This is a genomic window from Bacillus sp. FSL K6-0994 (genome assembly GCF_038630815.1).
Classification (GTDB): Bacteria; Bacillota; Bacilli; order Bacillales; family Bacillaceae; genus Bacillus; species Bacillus safensis.
Window position 1 is genome coordinate 2,782,689 of sequence record NZ_CP152043.1, and the last position, 14,193, is coordinate 2,796,881.

26 protein-coding genes are annotated in these 14,193 nt (G+C 39.5%); all 26 read right to left on the reverse strand.

Annotated features, from left to right (window positions below; all coding sequences use genetic code 11):
- Positions 1 to 30: 30 nt before the first annotated feature.
- Positions 31 to 279 (reverse strand): hypothetical protein, encoded by a 249-nt coding sequence (locus MHB69_RS14530; protein ID WP_061419691.1) that lies wholly within the window; start codon positions 277 to 279, stop codon positions 31 to 33.
- Between the two features lie 139 nt (positions 280 to 418).
- The gene (locus MHB69_RS14535) at positions 419 to 1,696 is read right to left on the reverse strand and encodes a site-specific DNA-methyltransferase (RefSeq protein WP_342495710.1); all 1,278 of its coding nucleotides are present in this window, start codon (positions 1,694 to 1,696) and stop codon (positions 419 to 421) included.
- Positions 1,697 to 1,747: 51 nt separating this feature from the next.
- On the reverse strand, positions 1,748 to 2,212 hold the full coding sequence (locus MHB69_RS14540) for a hypothetical protein (protein ID WP_342495711.1): 465 nt from the start codon (positions 2,210 to 2,212) through the stop codon (positions 1,748 to 1,750).
- A gap of 67 nt (positions 2,213 to 2,279) precedes the next feature.
- Complete coding sequence (locus tag MHB69_RS14545; RefSeq protein WP_327823345.1) at positions 2,280 to 2,624, reverse strand: structural protein; 345 nt, start codon at positions 2,622 to 2,624, stop codon at positions 2,280 to 2,282.
- A gap of 90 nt (positions 2,625 to 2,714) precedes the next feature.
- Positions 2,715 to 2,897 carry a hypothetical protein gene (locus MHB69_RS14550; protein WP_165379089.1) on the reverse strand — a complete coding sequence of 61 codons (183 nt, stop codon included), beginning with the start codon at positions 2,895 to 2,897 and terminating at the stop codon, positions 2,715 to 2,717.
- A gap of 476 nt (positions 2,898 to 3,373) precedes the next feature.
- Entirely contained in the window at positions 3,374 to 3,778 is a 405-nt protein-coding gene (locus MHB69_RS14555) for a hypothetical protein (protein ID WP_342495712.1), read from the reverse strand.
- A 12-nt stretch (positions 3,779 to 3,790) separates the two neighbouring features.
- Complete coding sequence (locus MHB69_RS14560) at positions 3,791 to 5,497, reverse strand: T7SS effector LXG polymorphic toxin (RefSeq protein WP_342496243.1); 1,707 nt, start codon at positions 5,495 to 5,497, stop codon at positions 3,791 to 3,793.
- 91 nt (positions 5,498 to 5,588) lie between these two features.
- A complete protein-coding gene (locus MHB69_RS14565; RefSeq protein ID WP_342495713.1) occupies positions 5,589 to 5,972 on the reverse strand; it encodes an ArpU family phage packaging/lysis transcriptional regulator in 384 nt (127 codons plus the stop codon).
- A gap of 76 nt (positions 5,973 to 6,048) precedes the next feature.
- On the reverse strand, positions 6,049 to 6,234 hold the full coding sequence (locus MHB69_RS14570) for a hypothetical protein (RefSeq protein WP_342495714.1): 186 nt from the start codon (positions 6,232 to 6,234) through the stop codon (positions 6,049 to 6,051).
- A 154-nt stretch (positions 6,235 to 6,388) separates the two neighbouring features.
- Positions 6,389 to 6,799, reverse strand: a complete 411-nt coding sequence (locus MHB69_RS14575; RefSeq protein ID WP_342495715.1) for a hypothetical protein — start codon at positions 6,797 to 6,799, stop codon at positions 6,389 to 6,391.
- On the reverse strand, positions 6,796 to 7,401 hold the full coding sequence (locus tag MHB69_RS14580; RefSeq protein WP_226650602.1) for an HNH endonuclease signature motif containing protein: 606 nt from the start codon (positions 7,399 to 7,401) through the stop codon (positions 6,796 to 6,798). The genes MHB69_RS14575 and MHB69_RS14580 overlap by 4 nt, the downstream gene beginning before the upstream one ends.
- Positions 7,402 to 7,403: 2 nt before the next feature.
- Positions 7,404 to 7,634 carry a hypothetical protein gene (locus MHB69_RS14585; RefSeq protein ID WP_041085526.1) on the reverse strand — a complete coding sequence of 77 codons (231 nt, stop codon included), beginning with the start codon at positions 7,632 to 7,634 and terminating at the stop codon, positions 7,404 to 7,406.
- 15 nt (positions 7,635 to 7,649) lie between these two features.
- Complete coding sequence (locus MHB69_RS14590) at positions 7,650 to 8,066, reverse strand: hypothetical protein (RefSeq protein WP_340719378.1); 417 nt, start codon at positions 8,064 to 8,066, stop codon at positions 7,650 to 7,652.
- Positions 8,063 to 8,374, reverse strand: a complete 312-nt coding sequence (locus MHB69_RS14595; RefSeq protein ID WP_342495716.1) for a hypothetical protein — start codon at positions 8,372 to 8,374, stop codon at positions 8,063 to 8,065. Before MHB69_RS14595 ends, MHB69_RS14590 begins: the two co-directional genes overlap by 4 nt.
- Position 8,375: 1 nt before the next feature.
- Positions 8,376 to 8,588: a hypothetical protein gene (locus MHB69_RS14600; RefSeq protein WP_306011578.1), complete on the reverse strand. Its 213-nt coding sequence runs from the start codon at positions 8,586 to 8,588 to the stop codon at positions 8,376 to 8,378.
- Positions 8,589 to 8,603: 15 nt separating this feature from the next.
- Entirely contained in the window at positions 8,604 to 8,807 is a 204-nt protein-coding gene (locus tag MHB69_RS14605) for a DUF6877 family protein (RefSeq protein WP_268453796.1), read from the reverse strand.
- Between the two features lie 208 nt (positions 8,808 to 9,015).
- Complete coding sequence (locus MHB69_RS14610) at positions 9,016 to 9,240, reverse strand: hypothetical protein (protein ID WP_203143981.1); 225 nt, start codon at positions 9,238 to 9,240, stop codon at positions 9,016 to 9,018.
- A 32-nt stretch (positions 9,241 to 9,272) separates the two neighbouring features.
- Positions 9,273 to 9,476, reverse strand: a complete 204-nt coding sequence (locus MHB69_RS14615) for an XtrA/YqaO family protein (RefSeq protein ID WP_203143978.1) — start codon at positions 9,474 to 9,476, stop codon at positions 9,273 to 9,275.
- A 73-nt stretch (positions 9,477 to 9,549) separates the two neighbouring features.
- Positions 9,550 to 9,831 carry a hypothetical protein gene (locus MHB69_RS14620; RefSeq protein WP_203143976.1) on the reverse strand — a complete coding sequence of 94 codons (282 nt, stop codon included), beginning with the start codon at positions 9,829 to 9,831 and terminating at the stop codon, positions 9,550 to 9,552.
- A gap of 287 nt (positions 9,832 to 10,118) precedes the next feature.
- The gene (locus MHB69_RS14625) at positions 10,119 to 10,805 is read right to left on the reverse strand and encodes a hypothetical protein (RefSeq protein WP_342495717.1); all 687 of its coding nucleotides are present in this window, start codon (positions 10,803 to 10,805) and stop codon (positions 10,119 to 10,121) included.
- An 18-nt stretch (positions 10,806 to 10,823) separates the two neighbouring features.
- Positions 10,824 to 11,315: a hypothetical protein gene (locus tag MHB69_RS14630; RefSeq protein ID WP_342495718.1), complete on the reverse strand. Its 492-nt coding sequence runs from the start codon at positions 11,313 to 11,315 to the stop codon at positions 10,824 to 10,826.
- The gene (locus MHB69_RS14635) at positions 11,312 to 11,551 is read right to left on the reverse strand and encodes a hypothetical protein (RefSeq protein WP_342495719.1); all 240 of its coding nucleotides are present in this window, start codon (positions 11,549 to 11,551) and stop codon (positions 11,312 to 11,314) included. Before MHB69_RS14635 ends, MHB69_RS14630 begins: the two co-directional genes overlap by 4 nt.
- The gene (locus MHB69_RS14640; RefSeq protein WP_342495720.1) at positions 11,548 to 11,748 is read right to left on the reverse strand and encodes a hypothetical protein; all 201 of its coding nucleotides are present in this window, start codon (positions 11,746 to 11,748) and stop codon (positions 11,548 to 11,550) included. Before MHB69_RS14640 ends, MHB69_RS14635 begins: the two co-directional genes overlap by 4 nt.
- Before the next feature lie 14 nt (positions 11,749 to 11,762).
- Positions 11,763 to 13,055, reverse strand: a complete 1,293-nt coding sequence (gene dnaB / locus MHB69_RS14645) for a replicative DNA helicase (RefSeq protein WP_342495721.1) — start codon at positions 13,053 to 13,055, stop codon at positions 11,763 to 11,765.
- Entirely contained in the window at positions 13,027 to 13,314 is a 288-nt protein-coding gene (locus tag MHB69_RS14650) for a replicative helicase loader/inhibitor (RefSeq protein ID WP_342495722.1), read from the reverse strand. The genes dnaB and MHB69_RS14650 overlap by 29 nt, the downstream gene beginning before the upstream one ends.
- 2 nt (positions 13,315 to 13,316) lie before the next feature.
- The gene (locus MHB69_RS14655) at positions 13,317 to 14,153 is read right to left on the reverse strand and encodes a hypothetical protein (RefSeq protein WP_342495723.1); all 837 of its coding nucleotides are present in this window, start codon (positions 14,151 to 14,153) and stop codon (positions 13,317 to 13,319) included.
- Between the last annotated feature and the right edge of the window lie 40 nt (positions 14,154 to 14,193).

A 14,193-nucleotide genomic window follows, 5' to 3' on the forward strand; every position in this document is an offset into this window, starting at 1 on the left:
CGAGCTGTTGAATTAAGTTTGAGTTTGTTTTCAAATATCGTCATGCTTCTGTAGATCGATGTCGAGTTCTATGAGCTTCTTCAGATCTTCCACAGTAGACAATTTGATATTTCCTGCTTTAAAGTCTCTGACCCATTGAGAGATTCCAGCTTGAGCGATTTTACGATAGTTTTCTTTTGATTTATCTATACCTTCAGCCTGTTCAGCTTGAAGGATCATAAGCATTTCTTTCTTTTCTTCGTCAGAAAGGGAACGTGTGTTTGTATTATCTATTGTCATTCTCCCTTACCTCCATTACAATAGTGGATGAGAGCGTGATATTTTCCCACAAACGCGGCCGCGTCTTGATCACGCTCTTAGGCAGGGAGGTTCTTTCTGTCTTTGAAGGGAGGGTGTTGTCAGCACCCTCTTTTTTTATTTATAAAGAAGAAACCAACTCAGGTTCAATTCCAGTAAATTCAGCGAATCTCTTTTTAATTACATCGCAAAAATAAGGATCAAGCTCCAAAAGAAGGGCCTCTCTGTCCGTTTGTTCACACGTCATCAGAGTTGATCCGCTACCTCCAAAGAAATCTACCACCCGATCACCTTTTTTGCTGCTGTTACTTAATGGGATATTAATAAGATCAAGCGGCTTCTGTGTGGGATGAACATATTTTGTAGTATCACCGCGGGAAACTTCCCAAATTGTTGCTGGTTCTCCTTCTTCAGAGGTATCCGCTCTCCAAACAGTAACTTGTTTTCTATCTCCATACCAATTAGGTGAATAGCCTTTTTTGAATGCATAGAAAACCGGTTCGTGCATGTATTTATATTGCGCCCATCCGAATGTTGGTGAGTTTTTCACCCAGATACACTGCGATCTAATATCAATATCTGCGTGACGCATCTCATTCTCAAAAGTGCGTTGATATGAAGCAGCATGAAAAACATATATAGCTGCCTTTTCGTTCATGATTCTTGAATAATTCAGGAACACTTCTCTTAAAAATAAATCAAACTGACCATCATCCATAGAATCGTTTAATATCGATGCATGGCCATCATCATTTAACTTTTTACTATCACTTTTCACCGCTACATTATAAGGTGGATCAGTTATGACTAGATCTGCTTTATGGCCAGACATCAATCGGTCAACATCCTCTATCTTTGTCGCGTCTCCACACACTAGGGTATGCCGGCCAAGCCGCCAAACATCCCCATACTTTGTTTCAGGTTCTTTTATATTGTCTAGTGCCTCTTGCACATCAAAATTATCTTCCTCAACAATTACGATCTCATTTTCAATAGAAACACTGTCTAATAGATCTTCATATTCTTCTTCAGTAAATCCAATAGTTTCTAGATCAAGATTGTTATCCTTTAGTTCTGTTAGAAGTTTTTCAAGTTTATTTTCATCCCAATGGCCACTGATTTTGTTTAATGCTACGTTCAGAGCCTTTTCATCCTGGTCATTTAAAGAAACTACTGACACTAGAATTTCAGACGGTCTATCTTCCATTAATATTTTGAATCGTTGATGACCTCCAACAAGATGTCCTGTTCTTTCGTTCCAAACTAACGGATCAACGTATCCAAATTTCTTCATGGAATTTTTAAGAGCATCGTACTCAGGATCTCCTGGCTGCAGATCAATTCGGGGATTATATGGTGCAGGGTTAATTTTATGTACGGGGATTGTTTTGATATTCATGATGGCTCTCCTCCAATTAAAAAAACACCTTATCTCTAAGGTGTCCGGTACTTATTTAAAACTTCTATTTGGAATTTCATCTAAACATTCTTGTAGTAATCGTTTATATCTAATCAATAATTTGTTCTCTTTTCTATCAACAAAGTTTTGCATGTACCAAATTCCCAAAGTTAAAAAAGAAACATACAAGATCATAAATGTAGGCGCATGTACATTTAATTTTTCAACTATAGTGATACCATGATTCATCATAATTCCAAATAAAAAAGACATGATTGAAAAAAGTGCTGTAATGTAATGCTTATTAGATTTCTTATTCTCTATAATATCTTGAGTCCTACCCAAAAGCATTTGAATCTCTTTTCTATTATGCTGCTTTTTTATTTTCTCTTTAAATGCTATTTGTTGATTAATAGTTGCTTTATGCATCTTTTCCCCAAATTGTTTCAAATAAATCCCGATGTATTTACTCTGTTCAAATGATGTAAATTCGTTGGTTTCGTTAATCTCATTCATAAGAAATCACCTCCTAAACATATATCGGAGGTGATTTGGAAATTTTCAGGTGTTTACTGAATTAGTTCTACTTAACGTAAAATTCGCTAGTGTAGAATGTACCGACAGTTTCAACATGGTTGCCATGTTTGTCGTATCGCTCTACATCCACCTTGAATCGATACGTACCTTTTTTGTTACCTAGTGATTCCTTGATATCGAATTCATCATACTTTTTCTCTGCTGGGTTAAGCGGGTTAGGTGAATTCGTTTTGATTGTGACCCATTTCCCTTCAACCTTTCTTTGAGGAATAAGGTTTGGCCCACAAATGTAATCATTGTGATTCTGAATCGCAACAACCACAACCTTGTCCTTTCCTAAAGTATGATTCGCTTTTTTCGGATTAGCAGATACACCAAACTTTGATGCCATGCTCATCATCTCCCTTTTTATATTTTTGCGCTCCTATCCCTCACCAAAGCACCTGCAGCCATACACCCAAAAGACGACTGTTCCCAAAATTTATCGTTTTCTTCGGATACGGCCGCCTTGTCGTTGGTACGTTTCGCGTCTCGTTCCCATAATTTCTTCCCAATCCCTTTTCGTAATGGGATCAGCATCGTTCTCCTTCTTTCTATTAGAACCAGGAGCAATGCTTTTAAATTGCTTTAATGTCTCTTTAGAAACAGAATCCCTGATCTTCATTTCACTCGCTCCTTGCCGAATAAGCACCACCTTACGCTATTCGCTTAAATAGATTTTGCAATGATGACTACACTCCGAGAGGATGCCAAGTACAGCCAATCATCAAGTAAAATGAAAAACTGTCCTCGATACGGCCGCCGCAGACCAGCTGCTATCCAGGCTCAGAATGTCCCTCTCGTATGGCCACATTCCTCAACACCTTTGTTCCGTATCCAGATACGCCATTGATAAGGGAAAGACGCGTCTCCCAATAAAAAAAGCGGACACCAATCAAGGCACTTAAAGTGCTCAATGATCAGCGTCCGCAGGTTCTTCCTTCTGGACAAAATATTCACGTTCGTTTTGCTTGTCTCTATCATACGATGATCCACTTAGGAAAAAAGGTCCCCTTTTTATCCCCCTTTTTGTCGGCTTTTTCTCGGTTTTTTCTCGGCAATGCAAATAAAAAAGTGCCCATAAAGATGGACACTCTAGTTTTAAAAATCATGTTCAAAATCGATGTCATATAAATCAACCCATTCAACAAAATCAGGCATAGTTTTTGTACTTAAAAAGTGTTGAACAATTCTATATGCTTCTTCTCGACTTACATAACTGCATGATGGTACTTTCATTGGTTCTCCACCAACCAAATGCTCTATTGTTTCTATTTCAACATCCTTTTTCAAAGGGACTAAATAATTAGGATGTCTCATGATAAAGAATCCATATGGCTCATCATAAAAGAAAATAAGCCATTCATCTTCTCCTTCTACCTCAAAACAAGAATCTCCACTTCCTTGTTTCCAATAATCCGCTTCTTTTTCAAAGAAAATATTTTTAATAAATTCTTCTCCTGGGTTTTCAATTGGTTCTTCAACTGGTCCATTATATACAATCACGAAATTTCCTCCTTATTTAGTTGCTTTGATAACTAAAGGTTTTTCTAATCCACCACTATAAACTTCTAATTCATCAACCCCCAACCTTTTTAGCAAGGCTGGCATTTCCCCTCTACAAATATTGCACGTCTTCCTATCTACAAACATAGTTACTTTTTTCGGTAATTGACCTTCCTTTTCAAAAGCTCTAATTAATGAATGAGATTCTGCATGTGTCAATGACTGAGCATGGCCTAAATGTTTAGGGGAACTCTTTTTAGGTGGAACCCATTGTACCTCTTTTAACCACTTTTGTCTTAGCTCCCTTGTTGCTTTTTGAGACTCTTTAGTGATCGTGGAATTCACTCCAAAAAATGTCCTATCGTTAACTTTAACTGCTGCTACCGTATCACCAGAATCAATAGCATAAGGTTTTAATCCTGCTTTTTCCCTGAATCTCTTTATTTCATCATAGCTTTCACTAATTTGTTTATTTGACTTTTGGATAACTCCTGGAGTTTTCTTTATAGTTCCTTTCATACCAAACGGTAAAAGCATTGCAAGCGCAGCATTCATACTTGCTTCCTGCTGTTCTTTCGAGACCTTGTTTCCAAACATGTCTCGACCTGTAATCGCTTCGCTGAAGCCGTTGGTCGCGGTGAGCCCGTATAAACCTTTTTGGGATGTCTTTAGGGCATCAAAAGATTTTTGTGACGTCTTATAGATGTCGACCGCTCTGACTGCGGCTGACGTGGCTTGGGTGGTTTTATAGACGGCTTTCCCGCCTTTAAAAATGCGTCCTGCCCAGCCGACGATAGGGATATAACCGGCTGCTGCCATGCCACCTGCAGCGACTCGTTGGCCTGCCGTAAGCTCTTCACCTGTGATTGGATCGACGCCCGTAGCTGCACGTTTAGCATCATTCACACCTGTTAGCTCATTGACAATGTTTCCCCCATAGTCAAGGGCTTTTTCATACCAAGGACGGTTGGCGAGGGCTTCTTGTTCCTTTGCGATCTCGCGGGCTTCTTCTTGTTCTTTTTTGATTTTGAGATATTCAGCAGTTTGCTTCTCAATATCGCTTTTCGCCTTGTAGATTTCACTATCTTGAAATGCTTTTTTGTCAAAATTCATAGGTGAAATGGATTTCCCGTCATTCGTGGCATTCATCATTTCTGCGTACAATGCCATTGTAGCTTGCTGCTCCGTCTCTGACAAAGCATATTCATCTTTTAAATTTTGATCAAGCTCTATTAAGTCTTTTACTGTCTTTTTTCGTTCATCTTCCGCATCTTCTATTTTTTCATCAAAGGTTTGGCTATCAAATACCTCCAAAGAAATAAGGTCATCGATATCTTCAAATATGGTTTTGAGTGCCTTTTTTTGATCCTTTACAATGCTTTTGGCATTTTTGATACCCATATGTACAGCGTTGTCTAAAAAGTGCTCTTCTACAAAAGTATCACCGCCAAAGCTCGTATCATCAAGTGTCCCAGACACACCTTCATGAAAAGCTATTTGCTTATCAATGAAGCTGATAAACATGTCCACATTCCCAGCTAGCTCTTTATAAAAGCTTTTTATATTATCGGCACCTTTACCAGTGAAATCATCACCGAGGTTTGCCACACCTTGTAATGCCTTTTTTAAATCTACCATTTGTTCGCGGAGTTCCTGATAGTGTTTCGCTCTTGTATCCATGGCACTTGTTAATGCTTTAGCATCAAGTATCTTCCCCAGAAGAAGTCACTCCCTCCTATTCATTGACAAGGTCAATTTTACCAACACAAAACTTGTCATTAAATAGGAATAAAGATACAAAAAACAGCACTCATATGATTCCGAGTGCTGTTGAAAGATTAAACGTGGCTTGCTTCTTCAATTTATAATACCGGTCTTTCTTCAGACCCAGTTCTTCACACACCTCCAAATCCTTCACCACACGTGATGTCAGGTATTTCATCCGGATGATGTCTTGCTCAATTTCATCTAGGCTGTTTTCAAGAGCTCTTTCTATCTGACGGACCTTCAGTTCATTTAAAACTTCCTGGTTCCTGAGAGAAGGGAAAAGGCCTGTTGCACCATTTGCCTCCTGTTCCTTTCTGTTTTCCTCCTTCACCTTCAGGGCTCTATAAACCTTCAGCTCTTTGATCAGAGCATTTCTGACTTGTTTCTCATCGATCCCCGGCAGTAAACACAATTGTTCTGCTACCATTTCCTCAACCTCCTATATACAATGAAAGACATAGACCAGGGCGTTTTTGCTCCGATCTATGTCATGATTTATTCTTCTATTCGTTTTGACGAGCCAATGAGTCCACGCGCTCGATATAACCTTTATCGATCCAAGAACTATGAGGATGATATTCTGTGTCTCCCTCTCTCATATAAGCTGTATGAACTGGTGTGCCAGCCTTTCGATCAGGATGCTTCTTTTCTGTTAGTTTAGTCCATACCCAATTGTTTTGTTTTTTCATTTCTTTACCTCCTCGGCATATTCTTGTAACTGCCTTTCTATAGTTTCCACATGTACAAGTGGAAAAGCAGTCTTTTCCCACAAGATGAATTCACACTGCTTATCATCAGCGTCAGGGAAATACTTTGTAATTAAGTCGTGCCATGTTCTGATTGTCATTTCCGCACCTCGAATGACGGCGTATAGACATGGCCTTTTACGCCTGTCCAGTTTTTGTTTTTGTAAATCGTCATTTTGATACGGTGCGTGCCGGATGTATGATTGACTGTGTAAAATTCCTTTGCAGGTGTGGCGGTCTTGAACGATCCCACTAGACTAAACCGCTGATCCTTCCAAACACCACCTACTCGTTTTTGCAAAGTGAAACGATAATATACCGTTTCAGAACCCGTTTTACGTGCTGTCACATCGATTGATTTAGCTCGCGGCGTATATGAATTTGCATCCGTTGATACGCTGACTTTATGCCCTCCAATTGTTTTATATCCGCTCGTTACCGCCGCAGCAGACGGCGCACAAAGCACCGCAGCCACAATGATAGATAGTGTGATTAGTAGTTTCTTCATTGTTTACTCTCCCTTTTCAATTCGCCAATTTTAGAATATATTGCTGCCATCACTATGCCTGTTTTAGTGATTTCAGGATCATTAGCAATTAACTTGTTTTGATTTAACCTTACTAATTGCTGTCTGGTGATGAGTTGCAAATTGTCTAGTTTTACATTGAGCTTATTCCCGTCTAAAAAAATTAAACAATGGCCACTTGGGATCGGTCCGTTTTCTTCTTCCCAAAGCACCTTATGCTTATGTTTCCATCGTTCTTGCGAAGGCCCATCATCAGACACCTTGATCAATATATAACCGTCTCGATCAACTCTTTCATAACCTACAGGCTTGTAATTTGAAGGCCTGTGTCCTGGTTTGAAAGATGTTTTATTTCCGCCAACATTATAAATGCCTTTTGTACCTTTATTGAGCGGTGCATGCCCTTTGGGGAAATAACCGCTTAAACCGCTAGAAATTTTACGATTATGCTTCCAGGTCTTCACTTGTTGTCTAGTAACATTTAAACCAAATTTCTGGTTGATCAAATCTGCTAGTTCTTGATTGAGTAAACCTGCAGCATGTGAACGGATGAAAGATTCTTGTTCTTCAGTGAATAACCTCACCTTTATCCCTCCAGCATTTTCGGTTTCTCAAGATCTTTTGATTTGTACTCTGTATGAAATTTTTGCGCTTGTAATACTAGTGCTCCATTAGAAATTATGCGATTGGCCACATCAGTAACAGCTTTGGAACGTTCAATTTCTTCTTGAAGTTCCTCACCTTTTAATTCTTCGTCACTCAACCGCTCCAACTGCGCAAATAAATGGTTGTTCAAGTCTCCTAATGTATTTCTCATCTTCATTCCCCTTTCTCATATCAAGTTACCGTCTCTTCCCAGAACCATTTCATTATCGCTAGTCATATCCTCAAGCACTTCTTTAACCGATAACGGTTTTCCATCCTCACCAACTGTTCGACTGTGTCTGATTGCTACATAGGTTTCAGTGACTTCGGAAATTTTCAATTCGTCTCCGTCATCTGCAACGTCATTATTATAAATCTCCTTTGCACGTTCGATATTGCGCGCTTTGATTAATGCATAATAAGGCTCGTGCGTCTCATAAAACTTCATTTCTTCTTTACCTTGTTCTTGATGACTTTGGACTAAAGTATCTATCACATAGTCTTTGTCCACTACAATATTATTTGATCCATACAGCCCTTCACTGTTTCGTCTGATGATTTCGCCTGATGGTAAAGTTATTTGAAATTCTTTGTATTCGTTCATCGCGCTTCCTCCTCATGTCTTGCCTTGATTCTTTCAAATTCTTCGATTGTATAATCAACATGAGCAGGATCGTAACAGTTTTTGAGATCGTTAATATCAAGAGGAGCATTGTGTTGAGACACAAGGTTGTAAAAATCGGTTAAATCTTGATCACTTGGCTTCTCACAATCTTTTCTAATGAGACACAACGCATCTACAATTTCTTTTACATCTCCGTTAGGATCGGTTAAATCCATAAAATCAGGTCCATAACTTAGATAGCGGGCAGTGTGTTTATTTTTAAATACAATCGCTGGCACAGTTTTCATATCAGAAGCCCTCCTGCAAATCTTGTATATCGCCTTGATAAAACGTGTTTTGCTTAATGACTTCAAAAATAATTGGCCGTTCTCCTAATTTAGTACAAGATCCATACATATCAATTAATGCCTTTCGCATTTCGTCCTCGCTAGGATAGTGATCCCATCCTCCCAAAAGTCTTATGCCTTGTACGTTTAAATAAAAAATGCTTCTCAGTTTCACAATGATCTTCCTTTCTTATTTCAATTTTGCTTGCGCCTGCTCATTAAATCGGCGCAGCAGCTCATCTTTAATTGTTTCAGCTTTCTTCTTTTGCGTTTTGATGTATGGGTTACTGATGCGATCACCAGACAGCACCGCATCCCCTATACGCCGTTTGATGTCATCCAGCGCCATCCAAAGCCCTTCATATGACATGTTTTCAGATGGTTTAAACTCCATATGATCCTCCCTCAGAACAGTGTCAGCTGTTCCTGGTGTTGTTCTTTTTGCTTTATCAAAAAATGCCTGGCTTCAAATGCTCCATAGTGTGAGCCAGGACTATCAAATTTTGATACATAATAATGAGCGGCACCAAGAGGAAAGAGAAAGTATTCTACTCCCTTTTCTAGCGGTGTAAACTCATCAGTGAGACATATTCCCTTCAAGCTCATGCCACGCTTTCCCATGGCAACCGTTCGACCCTTTTCATGCTTCCAGCACAGCCGATTTTACCAAGATTCCGACGTGCTGCTGGATAGGATTGATATGTGTCATACTCGCTCCATTTTGCATCTGTTAATAGATCAGAACGCCAATAGGCAACATATCCGCTCGCTGTATTGACGATACAAAATTCAGCAAATGGTGATTTTGAATACCAGATTTCTTTCATTTTGACTGCCTCCCAGCAGGAGGAAGCTCCTGCTATTTTATTTTGTGTGAACTTGAGTAATTTAAGTTTGTGAATTGGCCGTCACGTGTAGTGATTTCTGTTTTCCCGTAAATGGGTGCTTCAGCTATAAACGCTTCGTTGGAATGGCCATCTAGGATGATGACTTTAACTTCTCCTTTTTCAAAAAGCTGATCAATTGAGATGTTAGAGTCTATATGTTTGTAAGGATTATTCATGCGCACAAGGCCTCCCATGTTATAATGAATTGTCGAGATTCATTAGAGCCGGAGCCTTGTGCTTAGGCTCTTTTTATTTGCGCTGGAGAGCTTGCAAATCACGCACACACATTCTAAATAGGTGTTCGTCATTTAAGTCTAAGGACAAGTCAATCAAAGCCTTCAAATCATCTTCAGTGATCGTTACATCCAGGTTTTTAGCCCAATGTTTAGGAACGGCTGCTGATTCTCCTTTAAGCGGCTTCACTAAAATATTTCTGTCAGTAACTTTAAGTACGTAACCAGATATATGAAACATTCTGCGTGCAACTTCACCCAAAGCTTCCACCCAATCGCCTTCTACAATCTTTTTCATTTCCTGAAGCTCCTTCCGCATTTAGTGCAAATTGGACCATTAAAAACCCGCGTGCTAAATTCCAGCCAATAACCACGTTGCACAGAAACTATATTTCTACATTTGAAGCAGAAGAAGTGTTTGTGTTTGAAGAAAAACTTGATTTTATTAATCATCTGACAACCCTCCATCCTTTCCTGATCCGACTGTGCAGTTCATATTTTTTAAGTGGTTCATAGAGGTGGACGTGCTGTCCATCCTCTTCGCGATAAAGCAAGAACCACCGTTTTGAGCGTTTGCGTGCCACCTTATGCAGCCCCATCTTCCTCATCTTTTTGGTCATCTTTAGGAAGATCGTATTCATCTGAACCCTTTTCATCTTCAGCTGCTTCTTCTTCAGCATTTTCCTTTTGCAATGGTTCAGCTTCGTTGGCTTGATCCTCTTTCCAATCCCACCATGCTTCAGCAAGCGGAGCCACTGCTGCTCGGTAGTCATTGATCAGATCAACGACGGCACCAGATGACATCTCAAGCTCTGTTGCCAACTTACTGTAAGATTCTCCTTCAATACGTCGCTTGGTGATCTCTGCCATATTCTCAGGGAAACCTTCCTGTTTTGGAGCCATACCTTCAATGATGAATTGATCCACCACTTCACGCTTAATCTCCATCGGTTTTTCTTCAATTTTTGGTTTTTCTGCAGGTAAGCCCAATTCAGCCTCTAACTGTTCCGGCTCAGGATCAGCTATGTGAACCACGCCGCTCTGATCCACTTGATAATTTACAATTGGTCGTTCTGTGTTTGCATTGATCTGCACGTTATAGCGGACAATGTCACTTTCAATCTCTACTTTCACATCGTTATCAATCATTTCAGCAAGGTTTTGAATGCTGTTTCCTAGCTCTTTCGTTGAAATCTCAAGAACCAATTCGGTGACACCTTTAGGCTTGTGATTCACTTTTTTTACGAATCCATTAAAATTTATAAAAGACATATTTGTTCCTCCTAGTAATTAAGAAATTTTTTTCAAAGCCTCTTGTTGATATTTTGTTAAATCCACTTTTGTTTTTAATGAACGTGCTATTTGAGCCAAGACGAATGCGTCTATCACGTTGTCACTTTTATGTTCAAATCCCCAACGTTTATAAACAGGTACAGGTATTTGATCTTTTTTAACGTTTCCTTTTCCTGTTGCGAACTTCTTTAAAGTGGTTGGAGGAACGTCTACATAATCTATTTTTTTGTTTATAAGTCTCGCTCTTATCAGCCAACCAATGCCATATTGAATGTCTACTGACGCTCCTTTAGAACCGTAAGAAAACCCTTCAATACACACAAAGTCATTCGGTTCTATTAAATTAATTATTTGGCTGGCCAAGTCCATAAAGCGTTGCGGATCTCCTTTTATTGCTGAGGTTATTTCTTTGTCAAGAATCACATTCCCATTTGCATCTTGAATCACGAGCCCTGTTTTCGTTGAAGGATCAATGCCGACAAATCTCATTGTTCCTTTCCTTTCACGATACCAGCGATATCAGTATGGATTGCTTCTTCTGTCCTTCTAACAGGAGACGGAACAGAACGTGGAATCCTTTGTACTCCGTTTTTATTTAAAGGCCCACCATGCATGTATGTGGCTAATTGAATGATCATACGACCACACTCTTCAGCTGTGTAATTCTCTGCTTCAAAATTCACTTCTTTACCCGTATTGCTGTTCTTGATTTGCAATTTAATCATTCTGCTTCCTCCTCGATTTCCATCCTGGCATTGTAAGTTTCGATGCTGTTCCCTCGCTCACTCTTGGCTGAAATGACTAGCATTTCGAGTTCATAGAGAGTTTTATCTGCGAGACTTGCAATCTCATTCGCTTTATATCCAATGCGCTTCAATTCTTTCAGCAAGAACTGTTTGCGCTGTTTGCTATTGATTGACATATTCATTCCTCATTTCACATAGCGGCTTCCATTTGCCGCGATAGATTTAAAAATTTTCCATACTCTTTCACAAATGCTACGTTAACTGTTCCCGTTGCACCGTTACGATGTTTAGCAAAAATGACTTCAGCAATATTTTTAACTTCACTTTGCTTATCATAATAGTCATCACGATAGAGGAACGTAACGATATCGGCGTCTTGCTCAATGCTCCCTGAATCTCGCAGATCAGACATCATAGGTCGTTTATCATTTCGACTTTCTACGCCGCGTGAAAGCTGCGACAACAAGATGATGGGAACATTGAAACTTCTGGCCATATTTTTAAGTTCTCTTGTAATCTCACCAACCTCATGGTTTTTGCTCTCGGATTTACCAATTGGTGTAATCAGTTGAAGATAATCAATAATTACCAAATGATCCTGATCTGGGTGATCTTTCTTTGTCTTCCGGATTTTAGAGCGGATGTCTGCGACGGTTTGAGTGGGTTTATCGTGAATATAGATGTCTAATTTTTCGTATTCACCCATAGCTTTGCTGGCTTTATCATAATCATCTTCACTAAAGAACCTCTTTGGATTTCTCCACTTCGTATTCTCAATGCTTCCAATGCTACTTAACATGCGATGAGTCAGTTGGGTATCAGACATTTCTAGCGAAAATATGTCGGTTACTCCACCATTTAATGCATTATTACGACCAAGGTTAAGAGCGAACGCTGTTTTACCCATCGATGGACGGGCAGCCACAATAATCAAATCACTCTTCTGCCAACCGCCTGTCATGGCATTCAGATCCGCAAGACCCGTGTTGACTCCAGTCAGATCACCATGATCTTCTTCCATGCTCATATATATATCTGTTAGAACATCCATTTTCGTCCGAGTCTCTTGTACGCCTACTTCTTGAGCTTCAATGGTTTTTTGATAAAGCTCAGTGATGCCCTCATCAGTAGGGGAGCTGGCAAATGCTAAAGCAGCACTTTGCACATCTCTAAGTCTAAAAGCCTCGTAAATTAATGTTTCATAGGTTTCAAATGAATGAGTAGATGGAACAGCGCTTGCTAGGTTGGTTAAGTATTCGAAACCCCCAACTGCATTTAAAGTGTCCCCCATAGATGCAGCGATATTGGCCATTTCTACTTGTTTACCTAGCTTGTCCACTTCCCTCATCGCGGCAAAAATTTTCTTGTGACGCTCTTCAGCAAAATGCTTAGACTCTAAAGCTGTTTCCTTGATTAGATCGCCTTCAAGGATGATGCAACCCAGTAGAAACTGTTCAGCTTCGCTGTTTCGCAAATTTTGCATTCTTTTCCCACTCTTTCTGCTGCTCTAGAAACTCGTTTTTCTCTGGTTGATGTACTTGTATCTCCGCAATAGCAGGAGGGAAACGTTTTTCAGCGATATGTTGATCAACTTTTTTTGAAACTGCCTCATATGGCAGTGCCGTTAAATGCTCTAACCAAAGCCTGATTCTTTCTTTTCCAACGGTGTCAGTAGTAAGTTCAAATCTTGGGTACGCAGCTGCTATCCTGGTTAAGATAATCATCGCTTGTTCTTCAGTCATGCTTATCCTCCTCCAAATTTAATGCCTTTTTCTTTGGCATAAGCCTCTAATGCTGATAAGTTGTCTTGTTGTTTCTTAGGTTTAAATTCAGATATGTTGCTAGGTTGATTGTTTTTGGCATGCCATCGATCAAGAATTCCCTTCTCCAGGTAAGAAAACGATTTGATGCCATCCGCTCTATGTCTTGGTTGATAATGATCGAATATCTCGTCGATCCACTTCAATATGTCTTCAAGGGGTATCTTCTCCTGAATGATCCTCTTAATGGCTTGAGTATCATTAGGAGTGATCATCAACCCTCCACCCCTTCGTGATAAATACTTGTCTTCGATTTGTTGGAAAGGAGAATCATTTCCTACTGGCGATCTCTCTTCTTCCTCTTCATATACATTCTTTACATTCTTAACATTCTTGTTTGTGATCATTTGATGTTCACTTGATGATCTTTTGATGTTCATTTGATGTTCATTTTGGTGATCAACTTCGCTGTTTTCTTGTTGGTAAAGCGCCCATTTATTAATGGTTACAACAGAAAATTTGTTGCTCTTTTTGATGCTCAGAAAATTCATTTCCTCTAATTTTTCAAGCCACCGATACACTGTAACTTTTCCAGTTACTTGATCACTTTTCCTAAGCCCTTTGTTAAACATTTCAGCAATATCGTACCTGCCAGTTACAAATTGACCAGGCTCTAATTCAACCACCTGATTACCTATCATCTGCTGATGATGTTTATGGCTCGCTTCAGTAAGACAGATGAGCCAAAGCCTAAGCAGGTTAGGGTTATTGAATATTGGATTTTCACGTAATTTTCGATGTAATTTGATCCACCCTCGCAAATGAATTCCTCCTTCCCAACTATTTGCTTTTAAGTTTACA